25 protein-coding genes are annotated in these 21,722 nt (G+C 70.1%); 10 read left to right on the top strand and 15 right to left on the bottom strand.

What is annotated here, in order from left to right:
• The first annotated feature begins 34 nt into the window (after positions 1-34).
• Positions 35-979: an NADP-dependent oxidoreductase gene (locus tag D514_RS24040; RefSeq protein WP_017828841.1), complete on the top strand. Its 945-nt coding sequence runs from the start codon at positions 35-37 to the stop codon at positions 977-979.
• 16 nt (positions 980-995) lie between these two features.
• On the opposite strand, the gene D514_RS24045 is transcribed toward D514_RS24040, so the two are convergent.
• The 8 genes from D514_RS24045 to D514_RS24080 form a co-directional block, all read right to left on the bottom strand.
• Positions 996-1,604, bottom strand: coding sequence for an alkylhydroperoxidase domain protein (locus D514_RS24045; protein ID WP_017828842.1), 609 nt, complete (start codon positions 1,602-1,604; stop codon positions 996-998).
• Entirely contained in the window at positions 1,601-2,221 is a 621-nt protein-coding gene (locus D514_RS24050; RefSeq protein WP_017828843.1) for a CMD domain protein, read from the bottom strand. Before D514_RS24050 ends, D514_RS24045 begins: the two co-directional genes overlap by 4 nt.
• Positions 2,218-3,258, bottom strand: coding sequence for a putative FMN-dependent luciferase-like monooxygenase (locus D514_RS24055; RefSeq protein ID WP_017828844.1), 1,041 nt, complete (start codon positions 3,256-3,258; stop codon positions 2,218-2,220). Before D514_RS24055 ends, D514_RS24050 begins: the two co-directional genes overlap by 4 nt.
• Entirely contained in the window at positions 3,255-4,871 is a 1,617-nt protein-coding gene (locus D514_RS24060; protein ID WP_017828845.1) for an ABC transporter ATP-binding protein, read from the bottom strand. The genes D514_RS24055 and D514_RS24060 overlap by 4 nt, the downstream gene beginning before the upstream one ends.
• Positions 4,868-5,764 (bottom strand): ABC transporter permease, encoded by an 897-nt coding sequence (locus tag D514_RS24065; RefSeq protein ID WP_017828846.1) that lies wholly within the window; start codon positions 5,762-5,764, stop codon positions 4,868-4,870. The genes D514_RS24060 and D514_RS24065 overlap by 4 nt, the downstream gene beginning before the upstream one ends.
• Positions 5,761-6,741: an ABC transporter permease gene (locus D514_RS24070; RefSeq protein ID WP_017828847.1), complete on the bottom strand. Its 981-nt coding sequence runs from the start codon at positions 6,739-6,741 to the stop codon at positions 5,761-5,763. Before D514_RS24070 ends, D514_RS24065 begins: the two co-directional genes overlap by 4 nt.
• 16 nt (positions 6,742-6,757) lie before the next feature.
• Positions 6,758-8,392, bottom strand: a complete 1,635-nt coding sequence (locus D514_RS24075) for a TIGR04028 family ABC transporter substrate-binding protein (protein ID WP_017828848.1) — start codon at positions 8,390-8,392, stop codon at positions 6,758-6,760.
• Positions 8,393-8,547: 155 nt separating this feature from the next.
• Complete coding sequence (locus D514_RS24080) at positions 8,548-9,960, bottom strand: NtaA/DmoA family FMN-dependent monooxygenase (RefSeq protein ID WP_031205524.1); 1,413 nt, start codon at positions 9,958-9,960, stop codon at positions 8,548-8,550.
• 104 nt (positions 9,961-10,064) lie between these two features.
• On the opposite strand from D514_RS24080, the gene D514_RS24085 reads away from it, so the two are divergent.
• Both D514_RS24085 and D514_RS24090 read left to right on the top strand, forming a co-directional pair.
• Positions 10,065-11,051, top strand: a complete 987-nt coding sequence (locus tag D514_RS24085) for a Gfo/Idh/MocA family protein (protein WP_017828850.1) — start codon at positions 10,065-10,067, stop codon at positions 11,049-11,051.
• 2 nt (positions 11,052-11,053) lie between these two features.
• Positions 11,054-12,052 (top strand): NYN domain-containing protein, encoded by a 999-nt coding sequence (locus D514_RS24090; RefSeq protein ID WP_017828851.1) that lies wholly within the window; start codon positions 11,054-11,056, stop codon positions 12,050-12,052.
• 56 nt (positions 12,053-12,108) lie between these two features.
• Here D514_RS24090 and D514_RS24095 read toward each other — a convergent pair whose 3' ends face one another.
• Together D514_RS24095 and D514_RS24100 are read right to left on the bottom strand one after the other, a co-directional pair.
• The gene (locus D514_RS24095) at positions 12,109-13,248 is read right to left on the bottom strand and encodes a Gfo/Idh/MocA family protein (protein WP_017828852.1); all 1,140 of its coding nucleotides are present in this window, start codon (positions 13,246-13,248) and stop codon (positions 12,109-12,111) included.
• Positions 13,248-14,054, bottom strand: coding sequence for a sugar phosphate isomerase/epimerase (locus D514_RS24100; protein WP_017828853.1), 807 nt, complete (start codon positions 14,052-14,054; stop codon positions 13,248-13,250). The genes D514_RS24095 and D514_RS24100 overlap by 1 nt, the downstream gene beginning before the upstream one ends.
• Before the next feature lie 108 nt (positions 14,055-14,162).
• On the opposite strand from D514_RS24100, the gene D514_RS24105 reads away from it, so the two are divergent.
• The 3 genes from D514_RS24105 to D514_RS24115 are packed head-to-tail and all read left to right on the top strand — an operon-like array spanning position 14,163 to position 16,449.
• Positions 14,163-14,780, top strand: coding sequence for a TetR/AcrR family transcriptional regulator (locus tag D514_RS24105; RefSeq protein WP_017828854.1), 618 nt, complete (start codon positions 14,163-14,165; stop codon positions 14,778-14,780).
• 53 nt (positions 14,781-14,833) lie between these two features.
• The gene (locus D514_RS24110; RefSeq protein WP_017828855.1) at positions 14,834-15,466 is read left to right on the top strand and encodes a DUF4166 domain-containing protein; all 633 of its coding nucleotides are present in this window, start codon (positions 14,834-14,836) and stop codon (positions 15,464-15,466) included.
• Entirely contained in the window at positions 15,463-16,449 is a 987-nt protein-coding gene (locus D514_RS24115) for an epimerase (RefSeq protein ID WP_017828856.1), read from the top strand. Before D514_RS24110 ends, D514_RS24115 begins: the two co-directional genes overlap by 4 nt.
• Here the strand turns inward: D514_RS24115 and D514_RS24120 are convergent.
• Genes D514_RS24120 through D514_RS24130 form a run of 3 tightly spaced genes read right to left on the bottom strand, consistent with a single transcriptional unit; the run spans position 16,446 to position 18,066 of the window.
• Positions 16,446-16,835 (bottom strand): PLDc N-terminal domain-containing protein, encoded by a 390-nt coding sequence (locus D514_RS24120; RefSeq protein WP_017828857.1) that lies wholly within the window; start codon positions 16,833-16,835, stop codon positions 16,446-16,448. The two genes, D514_RS24115 and D514_RS24120, sit on opposite strands and share 4 nt — an antisense overlap.
• Before the next feature lie 38 nt (positions 16,836-16,873).
• The gene (locus D514_RS24125) at positions 16,874-17,803 is read right to left on the bottom strand and encodes an aldo/keto reductase family oxidoreductase (RefSeq protein ID WP_031205527.1); all 930 of its coding nucleotides are present in this window, start codon (positions 17,801-17,803) and stop codon (positions 16,874-16,876) included.
• Positions 17,804-17,835: 32 nt separating this feature from the next.
• On the bottom strand, positions 17,836-18,066 hold the full coding sequence (locus D514_RS24130) for a helix-turn-helix domain-containing protein (protein WP_219870255.1): 231 nt from the start codon (positions 18,064-18,066) through the stop codon (positions 17,836-17,838).
• A 94-nt stretch (positions 18,067-18,160) separates the two neighbouring features.
• Here D514_RS24130 and D514_RS24135 point away from each other — a divergent pair, with 94 nt between their 5' ends.
• Genes D514_RS24135 through D514_RS24145 form a run of 3 tightly spaced genes read left to right on the top strand, consistent with a single transcriptional unit; the run spans position 18,161 to position 19,583 of the window.
• The gene (locus tag D514_RS24135) at positions 18,161-18,535 is read left to right on the top strand and encodes a helix-turn-helix domain-containing protein (protein ID WP_236610914.1); all 375 of its coding nucleotides are present in this window, start codon (positions 18,161-18,163) and stop codon (positions 18,533-18,535) included.
• Positions 18,536-18,582: 47 nt separating this feature from the next.
• On the top strand, positions 18,583-18,972 hold the full coding sequence (locus D514_RS24140) for an ImmA/IrrE family metallo-endopeptidase (RefSeq protein ID WP_017828861.1): 390 nt from the start codon (positions 18,583-18,585) through the stop codon (positions 18,970-18,972).
• A gap of 8 nt (positions 18,973-18,980) precedes the next feature.
• Entirely contained in the window at positions 18,981-19,583 is a 603-nt protein-coding gene (locus D514_RS24145; RefSeq protein WP_017828862.1) for a GNAT family N-acetyltransferase, read from the top strand.
• A 42-nt stretch (positions 19,584-19,625) separates the two neighbouring features.
• Here D514_RS24145 and D514_RS24150 read toward each other — a convergent pair whose 3' ends face one another.
• The gene (locus D514_RS24150; RefSeq protein ID WP_017828863.1) at positions 19,626-19,829 is read right to left on the bottom strand and encodes a hypothetical protein; all 204 of its coding nucleotides are present in this window, start codon (positions 19,827-19,829) and stop codon (positions 19,626-19,628) included.
• A gap of 90 nt (positions 19,830-19,919) precedes the next feature.
• On the opposite strand from D514_RS24150, the gene D514_RS24155 reads away from it, so the two are divergent.
• Positions 19,920-20,531 (top strand): flavodoxin family protein, encoded by a 612-nt coding sequence (locus tag D514_RS24155; protein ID WP_017828864.1) that lies wholly within the window; start codon positions 19,920-19,922, stop codon positions 20,529-20,531.
• 45 nt (positions 20,532-20,576) lie between these two features.
• Here the strand turns inward: D514_RS24155 and D514_RS24160 are convergent, their stop codons facing one another.
• The gene (locus D514_RS24160) at positions 20,577-21,617 is read right to left on the bottom strand and encodes a hypothetical protein (protein ID WP_017828865.1); all 1,041 of its coding nucleotides are present in this window, start codon (positions 21,615-21,617) and stop codon (positions 20,577-20,579) included.
• Between the last annotated feature and the right edge of the window lie 105 nt (positions 21,618-21,722).

Below are 21,722 nucleotides of genomic sequence, written 5' to 3' on the forward strand. Positions count from 1 at the left end.
GACCGCTCGGCACGCCGCGGGTAGCCTTGAGCGCATGGCTCGCGCGATCGTGTACACCGAAATCGGCTCCCCCGCTGTCTTGCATCTGATCGAGGTCCCCGATCCCGTCGCGGCACGGGGCGAGGTGGTCGTGCGCATCGATGCGGCAGGGGCGAATCCGATCGACGCGAAGCTGCGCGGCGGCAAGCGCCCGTCGCCGCCGATCACCGAGCCGCGTCCGGTCGGCTTCGACGGCGCCGGCGTCATCGAGGCACTCGGTGAGGGCGTCGACGACTTCGCGGTCGGCGACCGTGTCGCCATCCGCGACGGGCATGGCACCTATGCCTCGGCGCTCGCCATCCCGAGCGCGAACCTCGCCAAGCTCCCCGACTCCGTCACCACTGCCGAAGGTGCCGGGATCGGCATCCCCGCCGGAACCGCCTACCAGGCGCTGCGCTCGCTCGGGGTGACCGAGGGCGACGTACTGCTCGTGCACGGAGGCTCCGGAGCCGTCGGTCAGGCGGCCGTGCAGTTCGCCGTCGCCTGGGGTGCGACCGTGATCGCGACCGGAAGCCCCGCCCGCCACGACCAGCTGCGCGAGCTCGGCGCCCTCCCCGTGGCCTACGGCGACGGCCTGCTCGACCGGGTCCGCGAGGTCGCGTCGTCCCCCGTCACGGTGGCTCTCGACTGCGCGGGCACCGACGAGGCGATCGAGGCCTCCCTCGCCCTGGTGGCCGACCGCGACCGCATCGCGACGATCGTGCGGGGGCCGGATGCCGCGTCCTTCGGCATCCGCGCCTTCTCCGGCGGCTCCCCCGTGCCGTTGACCGCGCAGGAACTCGCCTGGCGTGCCGAGGCCCTGCCCGAGACGATCGCGCTCCTGGATGCCGGGGACTTCACGATCGAGCTCGGACCGCAGCTGCCTCTCGCCGAAGCGGCGCGGGCCCATGAGCTCATGGAATCCGGCGCCGCCTCGGGCAAGATCATCCTGCTGCCGTAGCGGCAGCCGTTCCGGATCAGGCCGGAGCCACCGGCCGTCCGATCGACAGCATCAGCCGGTTCGCCCAGTTGAAGAACGCGGCGCCGTGGATGAGGTCGGCGACCTCCAGATCGTCGAGTCCTGCTGCGCGCAGTCGCGCGATCTCCTCCTCGCCGAACGCACTGGGCGTGTCGGTGAGGGCGACGGATGCCGCGACGATCGCGTTCCAGCGCGCACCGAGGTCGGCATCGACGCCCTCGTCGAGCAGCAGGTCGACGTCGTCTGTGCGCTTGCTGTGGTGCGCAGCGAAACGAGAGTGCACCGACGCGCAGAAGACGCAGCCGTTGCGACGCGATGCCGCCGTGGCCGCCAGCTCGCGGTCCGCACGCGGGAGGCCCTCCGCAGCGTTGTAGAAGATGTCCTTGTCCACCAACGTGCGTGCCTTGAGCACCTCGGGGTCGCGAGCCAGCAGTCGGAAGTAGTCGTTCTTCGCCCGCGCGGCGTCGACGAGACCGTCGTAGTGCCGCGCGGTCAGCTCCTCCTCCGCGAGAGGTTCCAGGTGCGGGACCCAGCCGACCTCGCCGCGGGTGAAGGCGTGCGGGTGCGGGGCGTCGTCGTGACGGAGCACGGTCTGTTCGATGGTCATGCTGCTTCCTCCTCGGAGAGTGCGGTCCGGGCGAGCCCTGCGGCAGAGAGCACCCGAAGCCCGGTGACCACGCGTTGCTGGAAGGCGAGGAACGACACCAGCTGCGACAACGTCACGATCCCGTCCGCCGACCACCCGGCGTCCAGCAGGCGTCCGAGGTCGGCACCCGAGGCCTCACGAGGGCGGAACACGAGCAGATGCGTGTGCGCGAGCGCGGCGGCGAGGCGCTCGCCGATGACCGCGGTGACGGCGCCGGCGGGCTCGTACCGCTCACCCTCGGTGTTCTCGTTCTGCAGGCCGAGCTCGGTGTAGGCGCCGAAAGGACCGCGCACGGCCGCATCGGCCGCCTCCGCCGACACCACGCGCGCCCGCTGCGGGTCCGTCTCCCGTGCACGGACGGCGTAGAACACCGCGGTCGCGTCATCGGCTCCGGCCAGCCCGGTCGCGAAGGCCGCGACGAGCTCGCGCTCCGCCTGCGAGACGTGCGCGACCGTGACCGGCCGGAAGAGGGCGTCGAAGCTCGCCTGCAGCTGCTCCCTGGTGACAGGACGGCGACGACGCAGGGCATCCAGCTCCGGCGTCACCTCCACGATGCGGTCCACGATGTCGTCGGTCATGCGTTCTCCTTGAGGGTGAGGGTGTCTGGGGTGGAAGGGCTGAGTGCGTAGCCGAGGGCGGGAGCGACCTCGTCGGCGAAGAGGGCGATCGAGCGCAGCACGTGCTCATGCGGTGCGTCGACCGAGTGCACCTGGAATGCCACCTCGGTCGCCCGGGCGAGGGTGCGGTCGGCGGCGAGAGACTCCGCCACATCTTCGGGCGTGCCCAGGTGCGTATCGAGGGCGGCGATCAGTTCGTCGATGCTGTCGCCGGGGATCGTCTGCCCCTGCCGGCGGAAGCCCTCCGCCGCCCTGCGCAACCCGACCTCGGCGAACCGCAGCGCCTCGGCACGGTCGTCCGCGACGAACACGGTGCGTGAGGCGGTGATCCGCGGAGTCGCTCCCTCCGGCAGAGCGTCGAGGTAGGCGTCGATGATCGGGTCCTGCAGTTCCGACAACGGCGCGTGCAGGCGGTCGGCGCGGCGCGGCTGCGTGCGGGAGAGCAGCAGGCCGTGCCCGTGCACCCCGGCACGGTGCCCGCCGGGAGCTGAGAAGGTGGCCTGCCAGATGCGGTCGGCGAGGTCGCCGGCATCCGGGTAGAGCGTGTTGCCCGCGCCGACATCGCGCCCGGCGAGGCCGTCGAGCAGCGTTCGCAGCTTGCGGTCGTAGGTCGGCGCCTTGTCGCGCACGTCCTCCCCGAACGGCACGAACGACGAGGGGGTGCCGCCGCTGCCGAGTCCCAGATCCACACGCCCCCCGGAGAGCAGATCGGCGACGGCGGCGTCTTCGGCGACGCGCACCGGATCCTCCAACGGCAGGGTGATCACCCCGGTGCCGAGGCGGATGTCCGTGGTCGCGGCGGCCACGTGCGCGAGGAAGACGAGCGGCGACGGCAAGCCTCCCTCCGCCGCGTGGAAGTGATGCTGGGCGACCCAGGCGCGACCGATCCCGTGCCGCTCCGCCTGCTGGATCTGTGCGGTCGCCAGCGCGTACCGCGAAGCCGCGGTTGCGTCGTCGAGCAGGCGGGTGAAGAAGGCGACAGTGGGGGCGGTGGTCATACGAGGTTCTCCGTTCGTCCGGGGACCGCGGCCAGCAGCTCCCTGGTGTACTCGTGCTGCGGGTCGCGGAAGAGGTCCTCCGTCTGCCCCTCCTCGACGATCCGGCCACGGCGCATGACCGAGACCGTGTGGCTGATCCTGCGCACGACGGCGAGGTCGTGCGAGATGAACAGGTACGTGAGTGCGAGCTCCGCCTGCAACGAGGTGAGCAGTTCGAGGATGCGTGCCTGCACCGTGACATCCAGCGCCGACACGGCCTCGTCGAGCACCACGACCTCCGGATCGATCGCGAGGGCCCTGGCGATCGCGACGCGCTGCCGCTGTCCGCCCGAGAGCTCGCGCGGGGTGCGGCGTGCGAGGTCGGCGGGCAGCGAGACCCGGTCGAGGAGGGCGAGCGCGCGCTCCCTACGCTCGGCACGCGAGCCGACGCGGAAGTTCTGCAGCGGCTCCGCGACGATGTCGATGATCGGCTGACGGGGATCCAAAGAAGCGAAGGGGTTCTGGTAGACCAGCTGCACGCGTCGGCGCAGAGCGCGCAGCTGCTCGCGCTTCGCGTGCGTGACGTCTTCTCCCGCGACCTCGATGGCCCCGGCATCGGGCTGGTGGAATCGCGTGATCAGCCGCGCCGTGGTGGTCTTGCCCGAGCCCGACTCCCCCACGAGCGCGTGAGTGGTGCCCCGGCGCACACGGAACGAGACGTCGTCCACCACGCGGAACCGCTCGCGCCCCGCCACCCGGAACTCCTTCACGAGCCCCTCGGCCACGATCGCATAGGGGTTCTCCGCCGCCACGGCCGCCGCATCGCGCAGGAACGGCGGGGCCTCGGGCCGACGGAATCCGGTCGCGAACGCAGGAGCATCGGCGAGCAGCTGTCGCGTGTAGGGATCGGACGGCGCGGCCAGCACCGCCTCGCTCGGCCCCTGTTCCACGATCCGTCCGCCCTTGAGCACGACGAGACGCTCGGCACGGTCCGCAGCCACCCCGAGATCATGGGTCACGAGCAGGATGCTGGTGCCCTCCTCGCGCTGCAGTTCGTCGAGCAGATCGAGCACGGTGCGCTGCACGGTGGCATCGAGCGCACTGGTCGGCTCGTCCGCGATCAGCAGACGGGGCCGCAGCGCGATCGCCGTGGCGATCAGCACCCGCTGACGCATGCCGCCGGAAAGCTCGTGCGGGTACTGCCGTGCCCGCAGGTCCGGGTCGTCGATGCCGACGCGGTCGAGCAGCTCGATCACCCGTGCGCGACGCGAGCGCCGGTCCCGATGTCCGTGCAGGCGCAGGATCTCCTCGACCTGCGCTCCGACCGAGCGCACGGGGTCGAGGGAGGTGGTGGGGTCCTGCGGCACCAGACCGATCTCCGCACCGCGGATGCCCCGCAGCGCGCGATCGGTCCATCCCGAGATGTCGAGGTCTCCGAGCACCACGCTCCCGCCGTCGACCGTGCCGCCGGCGGGCAGGAGACCGAGGATCGCATGGGCGGTCGTGGACTTGCCCGATCCAGACTCGCCGACCAGGGCGAGCGTCTCGCCTTCCGCGATCTCGAACGAGACGCCGTGCACGACTTCCCTGCCGTTGTAGGAGATCCGCAGATCCGTCGCTGCCAGAACGCTCATCGCGTCCTCCTTCCGATGCGGTTGCTGATGCGGTTGGCGCTGAGCACGACCGCGACGACGACGAGACCGGGGAGCGCGGTGAGCCACCAGGCGGTGCCCACGTAGTTGCGACCCTCGGCGATCAGCAGTCCCCACTCCGGGGTGGGCGGCGGGGCGCCGTAGCCGAGGAAGCCGAGGGTCGAGATCGCGAGGATCGCGGTGCCGAACTGCAGCGCGGCGAGCGCGACGATCGGGGTGAGGGAGTTGGGAAGCACGTGTCGGCGGAGGGCTGCGAAGAACGTGGCACCGCTGCCGAAGGCCGCCTCGACGTACTCGGTGCGCCGCACGCGGGCGACCTCGGCCCGCATCAGACGTGCGAAGGCCGCCACGCTGCCGAGGCCGACCGCGAGGGCGGCGTTGACCGTGCCGAACCCGAGCAGGATGATCACCGAGAGCGACAGCAGCAGCCCGGGGATCGCGAGCAGCACGTCGACGATCCGCATCAGGACGTCGTCGACCACGCCGCCAACGGCTCCGGCGATCGCGCCGAGCACGGTGCCGAGGGCGAGACCGACGGTGACGGCGATCAGCGCGCCCGAGAGCGAGTGCACGGCGCCGTGGACGACACGGCCGAACAGGTCGCGGCCGAGAGTGTCGGTGCCGAACCAGTGCGCGGCGCTCGGGGGCAGCAGCTTGTCTGCCGGCACGCCGGTGAGCGGGTCACCGGGCGCGAACACCCCGGGGACGACGGCCCAGAGCACGGCGACGGCGACCACGGCGAAGGCCAGATACAGCCCCCACGCACGGCGGCGCAGACGACCGCCCGCGCGAGGCGGCTGCGTGCCCTCCGGAACGACCGGCGCCGCGACGACGTCGGACTCGACGCTCGTCTGGGCGATCACGGGAGCGGTCATGCGGACACCTCCTGGGGTGCGGGGCGCGAGGCGGTGGATGCGGTGGAGCGCGAGAGCGTGCGCTGGCGCGGGTCGATGAGAGGGGTGACGAGATCGACCGCGAAGCTGATCACCACGAAGCCGAGCGCCGAGAGCAGCACGACGCCCTGCAGCACCGGGATGTCCTGGTTCGCGACGGCCTGCTCGGTGAGGCGGCCGATGCCCGTGCGTCCGAAGACGGTCTCGGTCACGACCGCTCCCCCGACGAGTTCGCCGAACAACACTCCGGCGATCGTGAGGGTCGGTACGGCGGCGTTGCGGGCGACCGAGCGCGTGAGCACCCACAGCGGCGGGGCGCCCTTCGCCCGCACCACGGTGACGAACGGCTGCGCCTGCACCTGGTCGATCGCGCGGACCAGCACCTGCGCCAGCGGGGCAGAGATCGGCACGGCGAGGGTCAGCACGGGAAGGACGAGCCCGCTCACCGGGTCGGCTCCGACGATGGGTACCCAGCCGAGTCCGAACGAGAACACCTGGATGAGCAGGATGCCGAGCCAGAACACCGGCACCGCCACGAACAGGCCCGGCACCTGGCGGAGGCCGTCGCGCAGCCAGGCGAAGGGGGCGAGCCAGGAGAGCCCGGCGATCAGCACGGCCAGCAGCAGGGCGACGACGAGTCCGAGCGATGCGAGCAGCAGAGTCGCAGGAAGCGCCTCGGTGAGCATCGTCAGCACGGGCGTGCCGAACTGCGTCGAGAAGCCGAAGTTCCCGGCGAGGAAGCCGAGGCCCGCATGCACGTACTGCTCCCACCAGGGCAGATCGGCGCCGTAGGTGGTGCGGATGCTGTCGAGCTGGTCCGGCGACAGCCCGAGGCTGAGATCGGAGAACTTGATCAGGATCGCATCGCCCGGCAGCAGCTGCAGCAGGAAGAAGGTGGCCGTGAAGGCCGCGATCAGAACGATCGCGGCCTGCCCGGCTCGTCGGAGGACGAACGTCATCGAAGCACCATGCCGATCAGTGCTCGGCGAGCCAGACGCCGGAGAACGTGGGGCGTCCCACCGACTCGAAGGCGACGCCGTGCACGGAGGTCGCGGTGCCGTACACCTGCGGCTCCTCGAACAGCGGGATCACATAGGCCTGCTCGGCGATGTAGTCCTGCACGGCCTGGGACGCGGCGACGCGCGCGTCAGCGTCGGGCTCCGATGCCACGGCGAGCAGCAGCTCGTCGAGCTTCGCGTCCTTCGAGATCAGCACGTCGCGGTTCTTCGTGAAGTACTGGCTCTTGATCACGTCGAGATCCGCACGGCCGACCATGGAGTGGTAGAAGCCGGTCTTCAGCGGGTCGCGGGTGTCCTCCGCGTAGCTGCCGGCGTCGCCGGGCTTGATCGAGAGCTCGACGCCCACCTTCGCGAGCTGCTGCGCGACGAGTTCGAGGGTCTGCTTCGACAGCGGCTGGGGCTTCGCCTCGTACACCGTGATCGAGAGGCGCTCCCCGTCCTTCTCGCGGATGCCGTCGGTGCCGGGCGTCCATCCGGCCTCGTCGAGCAGCTTCTCCGCCTTCTTCGGGTCGTACGCGTAGTGCTCCGACTCGTCCTTGTAGCCGAGGGCCTGGGATGACAGCACCGAGGTCGCCACCGGATAGTTCTCCGTGAACAGGGTGTCGACGACCTCCTGGGCGTTCACCGCGGCGATGAGGGCCTGTCGCACGCGGATGTCGGTGAGCAGCGGATTCTCGGGCCGCAGGGCGATGGAGTTGTTCACGCCGCGGGTCTGCGGGGCGTAGAGCGTGAAGCCGGCGCTCTCGACGCGGTCCTCGTCGAACGCCTGCACGTAGCGGACGTAGTCGGCCTGGCCGGCCAGCAGCGAGCCGATGCGCACCGAATCCTCGGGGGTGATCAGCACGTGCACGGCGTCGAGGTAGGGGCGGCCGTCGTTGTCGACGCTGTCGGGACCCCAGTCGTAGTAGTCGCGGGCGGTGAGCGTGTACTCGGTGCCGAGCTTCTCGCCCGTGACCGTGAAGGGTCCGGAGCCGATGATGTCGGCGGCGTTGCCCGCGCCGAAGTCCTCGATCGTGCCGTCGAGGGTCTCCGGCGACAGCAGACCCGAGTTGATGGTGGAGGTCGCCTGCAGGAACCCGGGCGACGGCGCCGAGAAGCGGAACGTCACGGTGTCCTCGTCGACGACCTCGCTGCTGGCGTAGTTGTTGATCGCCTCCGAGACCGTGAGGCCCCGCTCGGCGTCGCCCAGGCCGTAGGTGTCGAAGTTCTTCTTCACGGCCGCGGCGTCGAGCACCGTGCCGTCCGAGAACGTGACGTCGGGGTTGAGATCGAACGTGTACTCGGTGGCGTCGTCGTTCACCGTCCAGTCGGAGGCGATCCACGGCTCGATCTCGAGCGTGTCCGGGTTCTGCCAGGTGAGACGGGCCGCGATGTTGTTCACGATGCCGCCGTTCGGGTAGAAGCCGGCCTGGGGCGGGTACAGGTTCGTGTACGCCTGGTGCTCGAGGTAGGTGAGGGTTCCTCCCTTGACGGGGTCTCCCCCCTCGGCGGGCGCGTTCGCCGGGGCGGGTGTCGACGCGCAGGCGGCGAGGCCGCCGGCGAGGACGAGCGGCAGCGCGATGGCGGCGACGCGGACGAGACGACGGTTCATGGGTGGGCCTCCAGGCTTCGGGTGCGGTGCTGTGGTGCGGTGCTGTGGTGCGGTGCTGTGGTGCGGTGCTGTGGTGCGGTGGGTCTCACCGTAGGAATCGCGGCTCTCCCGGCGCGAGCCGGCGGACTCCGGATGTCGCGTGAGGAAACGCGTGGTCACGCGTCGACATACGAGGAAATGCGCAGGCGATCGCGGAGCGTCGCTCCTGCGCTCTCCTTTGCGCTGCGCAGCAGTCCACGACGGCGCAGTTCGGGGGCGGCCTGGCGTGCGAACGCCTCGAACTGCGCGGGCTGGAAGGCCGACAGCACGTTGAATCCGTCCGCCGCGCCCTCGTCGCGCCACGTCTCGAAGTGATCCGCGATCGTCCCGGCATCTCCCGAGACGAAGGCCGCGGGCACCGTGTGCGCGGCGACGAGGTGCCGCCACGTGAGGGTGTCGCCACCGGCGGCTCCCGATCCGGAGACGCGTGCTCCGGCCACGCGCAGTCCCGCGATGAGGCCGAGCCGCTCGATCAGCCGGGCGCCGCGCTCTCCCAGTCGCACGGTCTCGGCGACGGTCACCGGTGCGTCGAAGGCGGCGGAGCGCAGCGGGTCGTCCGCCGGGACATCGAACGCGTCGGCGAGCGCGGCGACGGTGCGGTCGCGCGGGAAGGCCCTCCGCGCGCGCTGGTGCTCCTCGGCGAGGGGCACCAGCGCGAGCAGACGCTCCACGATGCGTCGTGCATCGGCATCCGTGTCCGCGACCACGGGGAGCACCGGGGCGATCACGTTCAGCGCATCCGGCGATCTCCCGGCTTCGGCGGCGATGTCCCGCAGCAGCCGGCGGGTGGCGATCGCATCGGCCAGGGTGGGCGCGGCAATCAACGCGAGATCGGCCTCGGTGGCCGCGAGCGCTCTCGACCGCGGCGACGTGCCGGCATGCACGATCGGGATCTGCCCCTGCGGTGGGCGGGCGACGTTGAGCGGACCGGCGACCTGCACGTGCGCACCTCGCAGATCGGCGGCATGGAGCGCTTCCGGGTCGATCAGCACCCCGCGTTCGGCATCCGCGATCCACGCTTCCTCGCCCCACGAGCCCCACAGCCGCCGCAGCGCCTCCACGAACTCCTCCGCCCGGTCGTAGCGGGTCTCGTTGTCGGCGTGCGCGTCGCGACCGTGGTTGCCCGCGGCGCGCGGTTCGGCACCAGTGACGAGGTTGATCCCGGCTCGACCGCGGGTGAGCACGTCGAGCGAGGCCAGCGAGCGCGCGGTCGCGTACGGGTCGGCGTAGGTCGTGTTCACCGTGGCGATCAGACCGATCCGCGACGTCACACCGGCGAGGAAGAGCACGGCACTCACGGGGTCGATGCGGGCGAGCAGGTACGGGTCGCGGAACTCCAGATCCAGACCCGTGGCGAGCCAGTCGCCGAAGAAGAGGTAGTCGAGACCCGCGTCCTCCCCCTCGCGGGCGATGCGGCGCAGGATGTCGGCGTCGGTCGCGGGGTCGCGGTGCGCGCCGGGCTGACGCCAGCCCGAGGGGTACGCGCCCAGGGTGCGCACCATGGCGCCGATGATGAGGGGTTCGGTCATGCCGTCACGGTAGGAGCCCCCGGCTGCCGCTGCCACAGGGCCGATGCCGGGCGTCACGGGATGTAACAGTCCGTCACAGCCGACGCACCCCCTACGCTGAGACCATGACAGGTCTTCGGTGGGGAATCCTCGCGACCGGCGGTATCGCCGGCGCATTCGCGTCCGATCTGCGAACTGCGGGGCTCGACCTCGTGGCGGTCGGATCCCGCTCACAGGAGTCGGCAGACGCGTTCGCCGCCCGCTTCGACATCCCCCACGCACACGCCTCGTACGAGGCTCTGGTGGCCGACCCCGACGTCGACATCGTCTACGTGTCGACGCCGCACCCGATGCACCATGAGAACGCCCGGCTCGCGCTCGAGAACGGCAAGCACGTGCTCGCCGAGAAGGCGTTCACGCTGAATCGGGCAGAGGCGGAAGATCTGCAGGCGCTCGCGGCCGAGCGCGGTCTGCTGGTCATGGAGGCGATGTGGACGCGGTACCTGCCGCACATGGTCCGCATCCGCGAGCTCATCGCCGACGGCGCCCTCGGCGAGATCCGCGCGGTGAGCGCCGACCACACGCAGCTGCTCCCCTCCGACCCCGCGCACCGGCTCAACGCCCTCGAACTCGGCGGCGGCGCCCTGCTCGACCTCGGCATCTACCCGATCTCCTTCATCTGGGACATCCTCGGCGCACCGACCACCATCCACGCCGTCGGTCGGCTCGTGGAGACCGGAGCCGACTCCGAGGTCGCGACCGTGATGACGCACGAGGGCGGAGCGGTCTCGACCAGCCTCTCGTCGTCGCGCGCCGCAGGACCCAACGTGGCGAGCATCATCGGCACGGCCGCTCGCATCGACATCGACACCGTCTGGTACAGCCCCACCACCTTCCGCCTGGTCCTGCCGGACGGCACGGTGCAGGAGAGCTACACCTCCGAGGTCGACGGTCGTGGCATGCAGTTCCAGGCGCTCGCCGCCGAACGGCTGGTGCGCGACGGGATCCTCCAGGGCGACATCCTGCCGATCGCCGAGAGCGTCGCGATCATGGGCACCCTCGATGAGATCAGAGCGCAGATCGGCGTCCGCTATCCCCGTGAAGAGGTCTGATCATGGCTGAGGCCACCGATGCCCGCGTCGCCGTCTATCTCGACTTCGACAACATCGTCATCTCCTGGTACGACCGCGTCCACGGACGCAACGCCTACGGCAAGGACCGCCAGCGGATCAGCGAGAACCCGAACGATCCGGAGGTCACCGACCGGCTGAGCCGCGCGATGATCGAGGTCGGCGCCATCATCGACTACGCCGCCTCCTTCGGCACACTGGTGCTCACCCGGGCCTACGCCGACTGGTCCTCCCCGGTGAACGCCGAGTACCGCTCACAGCTCGTGGCTCGTGCGGTCGACCTCGTGCAGCTGTTCCCGGCGGCCGCCTACGCGAAGAACGGGGCCGACATCCGCCTCGCCGTCGACGCGGTCGAGGACATGTTCCGACTCCCCGATCTCACGCATGTCGTGATCGTGGCCGGCGACAGCGACTACGTGCCGCTGGCCCAGCGCTGCAAGCGGCTCGGTCGCTACGTGATCGGCGTCGGGGTGTCGGGTTCCACCGCGAAGTCGCTGGCCGCAGCGTGCGACGAGTTCGAGTCGTACGACTCGCTGCCCGGCGTCGTCCGCCCGGTGAAGGCGGCACCGGTCGCCGCCGCGAAGACCCAGGCCGTGGCGGAGCCGCCTGCCCCGGTCGCCGACGCCGTCGCCGAAACCGCTGCGGGGACCGCGTCGAAGCCGAAGACCGCTTCCAAGCGCACACGCTCCAAGCCCGCGCCCAAGGTGGAAGAGCCCCGGGTCGAGGACAAGGTCGATGACCAGGAGGTGGCGACGCAGTTGCTGGAGCGCGCGCTGCGCCTCGGTCACGACAAGGCCGACGCGGACGAGTGGCTGCACAGCTCGGCCGTCAAGACGCACATGCGCCGCATGGACCCCTCGTTCAGTGAGAAGGCCCTGGGCTACCGCTCGTTCTCCGACTTCCTGAAGTCGCGCGACGACATCGCCGAGCTCGAGGAGACCGGGCACGAGCGGCTGGTCCGCCTGCGCGAGCCCGCCGCCTGATCAGCACCGTGGCGGCGAAGGCGCGTCGATCCGCGTCTCCGCCGCCACGAGGCCTGTCAGAGGGTGGCCTCGAACGGGTCGAAGTCACCGGCGATCGAGCCGACTTGATCGAGCGTGCTCTCGACCTCGACGAAGCGGCGCGATTCCGCGGCCTCCTCGATCGAGAGCAGCGTGTCGAGCACGTGGTAGCCGAACTCTCCCGTGGCCACGTGCGGACGGCCGGCGGCGATCGCGCGCGCCATGTCGAGCAGTCCCACGCCGCGACCGGAGAGCACGCCCTCCTGCTCGACGTCGATGACCTCCTGCTCGATCGGCTCCGGCGGGATGAACAGCCGCGTGAGCGGTCGGGTGATCGAGATCGCCCCGCCGAACGTGTTCGGATCCGGGATCACGATGGTGCCCTCGGTGCCGGTGATCTCGACGATCCCCTGCCGGATGACGGGCGAATCGGTGCTGTAGACGCTCTGCGCCTGGCCGCCCTGCTCGAAGTCCATCAGCACGCTCAGCGTCGAGGGGATCTCGACCGGGAACTCCTGACCGGCCAGCTCGCCGACCTGCACGCGACGGGTGGGCGTGCCCTGCAGCCCGAGTGCGGCCACCGAGGCGACCGGACCGAAGACGTGCACGAGGGCCGACACGTAGTAGGGACCCATGTCGAGCAGGGGGCCCGCTCCCTTGGCATATAGGAACGCGGGATTCGGGTGGAAGATCTCCGGCCCCGACCACTGGAACGTGGTCTGCGCGAACAGCGGACGACCGATGTCGCCGCGCGCGATGGCGCGCTTCGCCGTCTGCACGCCGGGTCCGAGCACGGTGTCGGGGGCGACGCCGACACGGAGACCGGCCGCATCCGCCTTCGCGAGCAGTCGACGGGACTCCTCACGGGCGACGCCGATCGGCTTCTCGGTCCACACGTGCTTGCCGGCCGCGATGATCGCCTCGGAGACCTCGACGTGCACGGCCGGGATGGTGAGGTTCACCACGATGTCGATCTCCGGGTCACCGAGAACCGTGTCGACGCCGCCGGAGCGCGGGACGCCGTACTTCTCGGCCTGCGCCTTGGCACGGTCCTCGAGGAGGTCGCCGATCGCGAGGACGCGCACGTCAGGGAACGTCGTGAGGTTCGACAGGTACTGATCGCTGATGTTCCCGGCGCCGATGATGCCGACACCGACGGGTCCTGCACCGATCGCCATCAGCCGGCGACCTTCTCGTCGAGGTAGACCCGGCTGCGCTCGATGGCGTCGAACAGGTCGCCCTCGTAGTGGTCGAACTCCACGATCGCGAGCTCGAGCGCGGGGGCCGCGGCGATGGCCGCGACGAGCGGCACCGAGCCCTCTCCTGCCGGCAACTGATCGGCGGGCGGGTAGGCACCGGCGAGTGCGGGGTCGAGAGTGCCGTCCTTCGCGTGCACGGCGATCACGCGGCTGCCCAGACGTCCGAGCAGTGCGACGGGGTCGACGCCGCCACGAGCGACCCAGTACAGGTCGACCTCGAGCACGACGCGCTCGTCGAGGAGACCGGCGAGGATCTCGAGTCCGGTGACGCCGTCGAAAACGGCCTCCAGCTCGTGCGCGTGGTTGTGATACCCGACGCGCACGCCGACGCCGGCCCCGACCTCGGCGGCCTCGTTCAGCAGCCGCGCGGTCTCCTCGATCTGCTCGACCGTCTCCCAGCGCGCGGGCTCCGTGTAGGGGTCGATGACGGTGTCCATGCCGAGCACCTTCGCCGCGGCGAAGACCTCGGCCGGGGTCGGCACGGGTACCGTCGTGCCGCTGCCGTCGGGGTTCACGAACGACGAAGACGCCAGGAAGGCGTGGCCGGAAGGGGCGACCAGGCCGGCGGCGGTCAGCGCCGCGGCGAGGGGTTCGGCGCGGCGGACGAAGTCGTAGGGCTCGACCGCCGTGAAGCCACGGGCGGCCACCGCCGCGAGGGAGGATTCGAGGTCGGCCTCCAGCTCGTCCTTGATCGTGAACAGCTGCAGGGAAGTCCGAATCGTCATCGGTCGTGCTCCTTCGGTCATCGGTGACGTGGCGGGACCGCTGTCCCGTGCAGGCACGCTATCACCAAATACCTCCATGCGGAAGTTTTGGTTCGCTAGACTCCCCTCATGCCCGCCGACACGTCCGAGCCCGCCGAGCCGTCACGACAGCGCGGCACCTACGCCAAGGGGATCGCTCGACGACAGGAGATCCTCGATCGCGCCATCGAGGTGTTCGCCGAGCGCGGCGCCGATCGCACCAGCCTGAGAGCGATCGCCCGCGAGGTGGGCGTCACCCACGCCGCTCTCACCCACTACTTCGGCTCCTTGGAAGAGCTTCTCGTTGCCGTCTACGAAGAGAGCACGGCGCCCGCCCGACAGCCCAGCGCACCGGCGGAGGATGCCACGCCGGTGGAGATGATGATCGAGTCCGCACGCATCAACCGCGCGATCCCGGGACTCGTGCAGCTGTACTCGACCCTCGTGGCCACGGCGCTCGAGGAAGGGCACCCGGCGGCGCGCACGTTCGCGACCGGTCGGTTCACCCGCCTCCGCGCCCGACTCGCCGACATCGTCCGGCATCAGCAGGACGAGGGCAGGATCCGCGACGACATCGATCCCGATGCGGTCGCCGCCCTCGTCGTCGCGGCCTCCGACGGCCTCCAGACGCAATGGCTGCTCGACGAGACCGCCCCGCAGCACGAGGCGCTCGCCCTCCTCGACCGGCTGCTGCGACCCGCCTCCTGAGGGCTCCGCCGGCGCCGAGGGGGAGGTGCCGAGGACAGGGCTAGGCTCGAAGAGTGACGCCCCCGCCGCAGTCCCCGTACGCCAGGGCGCTGGGCGAGCGCATCGATGACCTGCACCCCCGGCTGCGCGCGTACTTCGAGGCGATCCCCGACGGCGCGGTGGGCATCGGCGATGGCGTTTTCCAGCGCGTCGGCACCCCGCGACGATGGCTGTGGCCGTTCCTCCGTCTCCTCGAGCGCCGGGGCGTGGTCGCCGCCGTCTGGGAGTGCGATGTGCCGTTCCGCGTGGAGAACCGCACGATCGCCTCCAGGGCCATCGGCGAACGCACCTTCCACTTCGACCGCGGACCGTGGACCATGCGCGATGCGGCGGCGCTCACACGGCACGGCCGCGTCGTCGACGAGCTGGGCGAGCCGGGCCTGGTCGCCGCGTGCTTCGACGTCGAGGTGCACCAGGGCGCGCTGCACCTCGTCAGCCGCGCGGTCGGTGTGCGTCTCGGACGCCTCCGGATGCGCATCCCCGCGCCCATCGCGCCGCTCATCCGCCTCACCGAGCGCTTCGACGATGCCCTCGATCGACAGCGCATGGCCCTGACCGTCGACGCGCCGTTCCTCGGCCGTGTGTACGAGTACCGGGGCGACTTCACCTATCGCATCCACCATTCCGAGAAGGAGCAGACCACATGAGCGCAGGACGGGTCGTCATCGGCGGATCCACCGGATTCATGGGCCGCTTCCTCCTGCCGAGATTCCACGCCGAGGGTCGCGAGGTCGTCACGATCTCCCGTTCGGGTGCCGACATCCGCTGGGGCGATCAGGTCGAGATCGACCGCGCCGTCGATGGCGCGGCCCTCGTGATCGGCCTCGCCGGCAAGAGCGTCAACTGCCGCTACACGCCGGAGAACCGCGCCGAGATCTTCCGCTCCCGCCTCGACACCACGGCGTCGCTGAGCACCGCCATCCGGCGTGCGTCGGCCCCTCCCGCGCTCTGGGTGAACTCCTCGACGGCGACCATCTACCGTCACGCCGAAGACCGCCCGATGACCGAGTCGACCGGAGAGATCGGCACCGGTTTCTCGGTCGAGGTCGCGAGGGCCTGGGAGAAGGCGCTGTTCGCCGACGAACTGCCCTCCACCCGCCGCGTCGCCCTGCGCAGCACGATCGTCCTCGGCCACGGGGGCGTGCTCGGTCCCGTGGAGAAGCTCGCCCGGTTCGGGCTCGGCGGGTCGCAGTACGACGGACGCTGGCCGGTCAGCGCGGCACGACGCGCCGCCGGCACCGGCCACTTCCCGGGTGCGCGTCATGGTCGCCAGCGCTTCAGCTGGGTGCACATCGAAGACGTCGCCCGCATCATCGAATTCCTCGAACAGACGCCCTCGCTCGAAGGCCCCGTCAACGCCGCATCCCCGCACCCCGTCGACAACGCCGAGTTCATGGCGATGGTGCGCCGCGTCCTGGGCGTGCGTGTCGGTGTGCCGATGCCGCGATGGATGCTGGAGCTCGGAGCGATCGGCATGCGCACCGAGACCGAGCTGATCCTGAAGAGCCGCTGGGTGCTGCCGGAGAAGCTCGCCGCGGCCGGGTTCGAGTTCCGGTACCCGACCCTCGAAGACGCGATCCGCGAGTCGTTCGACCGCTCGCAGATCGCCGAGGTCGAGTCCGTCGCCTAGGCGGAGCCCGCAGGTCCGGTCGAGCCCTCGCCGTCGGTCCCGCGGTTCTTCTCGATCTCCTGGCGCAGCCGCCACTCCTCGATCTCTCGGTCGAGGTCGGCGATCTGCTGCTCGGTCGTCCTGGTGTCCCTCGGCGGCGCCGGACGCACGTCGGTCGGTGCCGCAGGGCGTTCCGCTCTGCGCATCCGCGGCATCTGGATGCCGGACTCGCCGTACTCGCGACCGAGCCCGAACCACAGCAGGCCGCCGATCAGCGGCAGCAGGATGACGATGATGATCCATGCCAGCTTGGGCAGGAACTTCACCAGCGAGCTGTCCCGCGTGATGATGTCGATCAGCGCGCCGATCATCAGGGCGATGACGAGGAGCGAGAACAGGAACGCCATGGCTTCAGGGTAGACGACGCCGCGGCATACCGCTCGGGCTAAGGAAGCAGGTGACCGCCGGCGCGGAACAGCTCGTACCACTCGGGGCGGGTGAGCTCGATGTCGGCGCCGGCCGCCGCGTCCTGCACCCGCTGCGGCGTCGTGGTGCCGAGGACGACCTGCATGCCCGCGGGGTGGCGGGTGATCCAGGCGGTCGCGATGGCGATGGGTGTCACGTGGTGCGCCGCCGCGAGGCGGTCGATCACGGCGTTCAGTTCTGCGTACTCGGGATTGCCGAGGAACACGCCGTGGGAGAAGCCGTCCTGGAACGGCGACCAGGCCTGGATCGTGATGCCGTTGATCCGGCAGTACTCCACGATGCCGCCGCCGTCGCGCACGACGCTCTGCGCGTGCCCGGCCATGTTGGCCGCGACCGGCTGCGCGATGATCGGCGCGTGGGTGATCGACAGCTGCAGCTGATTCGCGACCAGCGGCTGCCGGACCGCCGTGCGGAGGAGGTCGATCTGGCGCGGCGTGTGATTGGAGACGCCGAACGCCTTCACCTTTCCCGCGCTCTCCAGATCGTCGAAGGCGCGAGCGACCTCCTCGGGCTCGACGAGGGCGTCGGGGCGGTGGAGCAGGAGCACGTCGAGGCGATCGGTCCGCAGGGCTGCGAGCGACCCCTCGACCTGCGCCACGATGTGCGCGTACGAGAAGTCGAACATCCCCTGCGACGGCACGATGCCGCACTTCGTCTGGAGAACGATCTCGTCGCGCTCGGAAGTGGTGAGCTGCAGCGCATCGGCGAACCGCGTCTCGCAGTGATGCATGCTCCCGCCGTAGATGTCGGCATGGTCGAAGAAGTCGATACCGGCGGTGCGGGCGGTTTCGTACAGTGCGCGGATGTGAGCGTCGTCCTTGTCGTCGATGCGCATCATTCCGGCGATGACGGCGGGGGCGGTGGCTGATCCGAACGACACTGTCTTCATGCGCACAACGCTACCCTCCGGCGCCGACGTCGTCAGGAGTCGTCGGGCACCGCACCGGGGAGCAGAGCGGTGACAGGAACCCCGAGCACCTCGGCGATGCGCGCGAGGTCGACGACCGTGAAGTCGTCGATGCCGTCGAGCAGATTTCCCAGGGCGTCGGGCCCGATACCCGAGCGCTCGGACAGCTCGGAGAAGGACACCCCGGCGTGGAACCGCGCCCCGTCGACCTCAGATGCCAGCAAATGACGTAATTCTGTCCCCATCTGCCTACACTAGCGCCACGAACAGACGCGCATGGGGCTCGAATGAGCCAGAATGGCGGCATTCTGGAGTCGCCGCGCTGCTATGGTGAGCCAGGTGAAGACACCTGCCGAGGAGTTCAACGACGCTGTCGGTCGCCAGATGCGCGCGGAGATCGCGGCGTCACGGAGCAGCATCGCAGCGATGGCGCGCAGCATCGGGATCGCCCGGAGCGCTCTCGACAACTACGTGACGGGCAAGCGCGCGATCCCGGTCCCCGTCGTCTACGCGGTCTGCGCCGACCTCGGCGTCGAGCCTCACGTGCTCTTCGCCCGCGCAGAAGAGCGGCTGCGCGCGGACGGCGATGCCACCGCGCGCATCACGCCGATCCGCCGCACACCCGATGTCGCCGGCCCGCGCGAAGATACCCGAGAGGTCGCCTTCGAATCCGGCGTCAGGCACGATGCCGACACCGACGACCTCTACGAATAGGCCGGGCTTCCGACCCGGAGCGAGAGACCGGCACGAGGAGGGGGACCATGCAGCACCTTCTCCGCCTCGCCGACGAGCAGAGGGTGCGCGTCGTCGAACGTGTCGGCCGCACGCGTGGGGGCTATGACCCCGTGACGCGCACGATCCGCCTCAGCCCCGGGATGAGCGCGCGCACGACTCGCAGCGTCCTCGCCCACGAACTCGGTCACGTCTGCCTCGGCCATCTCCCCGCGCCCACCCCTGCCATCCGTGCGCTTCAGGAGCGGCAGGCAGACGAATGGGCGGCATCCCTGTTGATCACCCCGCGCGCCTACGCCGAGGCGGAGGAGGTTCGGGGACCGCATCTGGCGAGCCTCGCCTTCGAGATGGATGTCACGATCGAGCTGGTCGTGGCCTACCAGCGCCTGTTGCGTCAGACGCTGCTCGTCGCTGGTTGAATGTCGACATGGCCTTCCTCGTCGCCCCCTCCCCCGTCACCCTCACCGGCCGACTCGTCGAACTGCGCCCTCTCGATCGCTCGCACATCGAGGGACTGATCGAGGCCGTGCAGGAGGACGACCTGTGGAAGACGGCGTGGTACACCTCGGTGCCCGAGCCGGACGGGGTGGCGGCAGAGGTCGAGCGACGGATCGGACTCATCGAGAAGGGCGAGATGGTCCCGTTCACGGCCTTCGACGCGTCCGGCCGCATCCTGGGGCTCACGTCGTACTACGACATCGTCGCCGACGTGCCTCGTCTGCACATCGGCTTCACCTGGAACCGCCCCTCCGCGCACGGCACCGGTACCAATGCCGAATCCAAGCTGCTGCTGCTGCGGCATGCGTTCGAGACGCTCGGGGTGTTCCGTGTCGGCCTGACGACGCAGTGGGTGAACTTCCAGTCGCGCGCGGCGATCGAGCGCCTCGGGGCCAAGCAGGACGGCGTGATGCGGGCGATGAGCCGGTACCGCAACGGCGCGCTGCGCGACAGCGTGGAGTACTCGATCATCGAGCCGGAGTGGCCCGCAATCAGAGCGAACCTCGAAGCGCGGCTCGCCAGACGATGGTGAGCGGTCAGACGCGTCGCGGCGCGACGCGCAGACCGCGATGAGTCACTCGGCGGCCTTGCCCGACCAGTTGTTCGACCGACGGGTGGCGGTGCCGCCCTGGCGGAGGAGGAAGGCCATGGCCAGCGTGACCAGAAGGAGCCCCCCGCAGAACGCGATCGCCTGGAACGCGGGCAGCCCGAACGAGATGCCCATCAGCAGGATCCCCCCGATGAAGAGGATCATGAAGAAGAGGAAGCTGAGGATCACGGGATCTCCTGTCGTCGGTGCCGTCTACCAGGATAGCCCGGACTCGGAAACCCCCTGTGCACGTTCGTCGTCGTCTGGTGTGCTCGGAGCATGAAGACACCACTCACCGCTGTCGCCGTGTCGTGCACGTTGAAGCCGTCACCCGCAGCCTCCAGCTCCGATCTCCTCGCGACGCAGCTGCTCGATGCCCTCTCCGCTCACGGCGTCGCCGGAGATCTGGTCCGCGCCGTGGATCTCTCCCTCAGCCCCGGGGTCGAGAAGGACATGGGCGGCGACGACGAGTGGCCGCGCATCCGTGAGCAGGTACTGGACGCCGACATCCTCGTCTTCGTCACCCCCACCTGGATGGGGCAGCATTCGAGCGTCGCGCAGCGTGTGCTCGAACGCCTCGATGCAGAACTCGGCGAGACGGATGCTGACGGACGACCCACGCTGTTCGACAAGGTGGCGATCGCGGGCATCGTCGGCAACGAAGACGGGGCCCATCACATCGCCGCGATCCTCTTCCAGTCGCTGAACGACGTCGGCTTCACGGTACCCGCCCAGAGCTCGGTGTACTGGAACGGCGAGGCGATGCACACCACCGATTACAAGGATCTCGACGAGACACCCGAGAAGGTCGCCGCTGCGATCGAGACGGCTGCGAGAAACGCCGCGCATCTGGCGCGACTGCTCACGGCGCAGGAATACCCGGCGGAGTGATCTGGGGCAACGCGTCGAGGTCGAGTGCCGGCCGCCGGCACCCGGTCAGTGCGCAGGGGCGCGCGAGGCGGGCTCTGAGGGCCCGCGGAAGGTGATGACCTCGCCCCTGCGCGCTTTCTCGAGCGTGAATCCTGCGAGCTCCAGACGTCGATAGACCCGGCGGGGCAGGGCGGGAAGCTCGGCGGAGAAGCCGCGGGGCGGTTTGGCGAGCCCGGCGAAGAGCGACAGATCGGCACCGGCGCCGCGCACCTCGATGCGCGCGTAGTCGCTGCGGCACCGCCAGCGCAGGAACTCGAGCTCCCGGAACGGGATCCTGTGCAGCTCGTCTCCCACTCCCACACGCAGCTCGTCGTTCCCGAAGGCGACCGTGCAGGGCACTGTTCGCCGACGCAGGATCGCCGTGAACACGAGATACACCGGAAGCGCGACCGTGATGCCCAGGAAGAGGATCATCATCCGAGGCCCCATCCGCATCACGATGTCGTCGAGCGCGATCACGAGTGCGACACCGAGCAGCCCGCCGACCACAGTGATCCCGACGATCGCCTGCGTGAGGGTGCGCAGCCGCAGCTCGACGGCGGGGAAGCGCACGATCGACCCGTCGCCGCTCTCCTCCCGTTCCCACTCCGGTGCCACCGGCGACGGCCTCTTCTTCGCGTCTCTGCGCCCGAAGAGATCCGTGACCCGAGAGATGAGCGCGAGCCAGATCCAGCCGGTCGCCGGGATGGCCGCGAGTTGCAGCACCACGGCGATGCCGCGCACCTCGTCGGGGAACGGCTCGATCAGGTCTCCCCCGAACTCGACCACGAAGGCCAGGACGGCTCCGAGCACGATGGCGACGCCGAGATGCAGAATCGCTCCGTTGCGAGTCGGCACCATGCCCAGGGTCGCGTTCACGAACGCGAAGCCGAAGCACCAGCCCCCGACCAGCATGAGCAGGAACGGGAAGATGCTCAGGTCGTCGCCCAGGAGCGTGAAGCCGATGGCCGCGAGCAGCAGCACCGTGCCCACGACCAGTGGGGTGCGCACGAGCGTCCGCGTCACCTTCACGCGGACGCGCGCTTCGGCGGCGGTCTCCTCGGTCATCGGGATGATTCTAGGTCCGGGCCGGTGGCCACGCGCTCCGGGAGACAAATGCAGGCCCCGGCCAGCCGCTCGTGGTGAGCAGCCGGCCGGGGCCCTTGGCACGTC

Origin of the sequence: Microbacterium sp. UCD-TDU (assembly GCF_000340625.1) — a bacterium.
Lineage (GTDB): Bacteria > Actinomycetota > Actinomycetes > Actinomycetales > Microbacteriaceae > Microbacterium > Microbacterium maritypicum.

What these genes read in the sequence shown, in the direction of transcription:
- D514_RS24040 (WP_017828841.1), top strand. Translation starts at nt 35, where the DNA reads ATGGCTCGCGCGATCGTGTACACCGAAATCGGCTCCCCCGCTGTCTTG.
- D514_RS24045 (WP_017828842.1), bottom strand. Translation starts at nt 1,604, where the DNA reads ATGACCATCGAACAGACCGTGCTCCGTCACGACGACGCCCCGCACCCG.
- D514_RS24050 (WP_017828843.1), bottom strand. Translation starts at nt 2,221, where the DNA reads ATGACCGACGACATCGTGGACCGCATCGTGGAGGTGACGCCGGAGCTG.
- D514_RS24055 (WP_017828844.1), bottom strand. Translation starts at nt 3,258, where the DNA reads ATGACCACCGCCCCCACTGTCGCCTTCTTCACCCGCCTGCTCGACGAC.
- D514_RS24060 (WP_017828845.1), bottom strand. Translation starts at nt 4,871, where the DNA reads ATGAGCGTTCTGGCAGCGACGGATCTGCGGATCTCCTACAACGGCAGG.
- D514_RS24065 (WP_017828846.1), bottom strand. Translation starts at nt 5,764, where the DNA reads ATGACCGCTCCCGTGATCGCCCAGACGAGCGTCGAGTCCGACGTCGTC.
- D514_RS24070 (WP_017828847.1), bottom strand. Translation starts at nt 6,741, where the DNA reads ATGACGTTCGTCCTCCGACGAGCCGGGCAGGCCGCGATCGTTCTGATC.
- D514_RS24075 (WP_017828848.1), bottom strand. Translation starts at nt 8,392, where the DNA reads ATGAACCGTCGTCTCGTCCGCGTCGCCGCCATCGCGCTGCCGCTCGTC.
- D514_RS24080 (WP_031205524.1), bottom strand. Translation starts at nt 9,960, where the DNA reads ATGACCGAACCCCTCATCATCGGCGCCATGGTGCGCACCCTGGGCGCG.
- D514_RS24085 (WP_017828850.1), top strand. Translation starts at nt 10,065, where the DNA reads ATGACAGGTCTTCGGTGGGGAATCCTCGCGACCGGCGGTATCGCCGGC.
- D514_RS24090 (WP_017828851.1), top strand. Translation starts at nt 11,054, where the DNA reads ATGGCTGAGGCCACCGATGCCCGCGTCGCCGTCTATCTCGACTTCGAC.
- D514_RS24095 (WP_017828852.1), bottom strand. Translation starts at nt 13,248, where the DNA reads ATGGCGATCGGTGCAGGACCCGTCGGTGTCGGCATCATCGGCGCCGGG.
- D514_RS24100 (WP_017828853.1), bottom strand. Translation starts at nt 14,054, where the DNA reads ATGACGATTCGGACTTCCCTGCAGCTGTTCACGATCAAGGACGAGCTG.
- D514_RS24105 (WP_017828854.1), top strand. Translation starts at nt 14,163, where the DNA reads ATGCCCGCCGACACGTCCGAGCCCGCCGAGCCGTCACGACAGCGCGGC.
- D514_RS24115 (WP_017828856.1), top strand. Translation starts at nt 15,463, where the DNA reads ATGAGCGCAGGACGGGTCGTCATCGGCGGATCCACCGGATTCATGGGC.
- D514_RS24120 (WP_017828857.1), bottom strand. Translation starts at nt 16,835, where the DNA reads ATGGCGTTCCTGTTCTCGCTCCTCGTCATCGCCCTGATGATCGGCGCG.
- D514_RS24125 (WP_031205527.1), bottom strand. Translation starts at nt 17,803, where the DNA reads ATGAAGACAGTGTCGTTCGGATCAGCCACCGCCCCCGCCGTCATCGCC.
- D514_RS24130 (WP_219870255.1), bottom strand. Translation starts at nt 18,066, where the DNA reads ATGGGGACAGAATTACGTCATTTGCTGGCATCTGAGGTCGACGGGGCG.
- D514_RS24140 (WP_017828861.1), top strand. Translation starts at nt 18,583, where the DNA reads ATGCAGCACCTTCTCCGCCTCGCCGACGAGCAGAGGGTGCGCGTCGTC.
- D514_RS24145 (WP_017828862.1), top strand. Translation starts at nt 18,981, where the DNA reads ATGGCCTTCCTCGTCGCCCCCTCCCCCGTCACCCTCACCGGCCGACTC.
- D514_RS24155 (WP_017828864.1), top strand. Translation starts at nt 19,920, where the DNA reads ATGAAGACACCACTCACCGCTGTCGCCGTGTCGTGCACGTTGAAGCCG.
- D514_RS24160 (WP_017828865.1), bottom strand. Translation starts at nt 21,617, where the DNA reads ATGACCGAGGAGACCGCCGCCGAAGCGCGCGTCCGCGTGAAGGTGACG.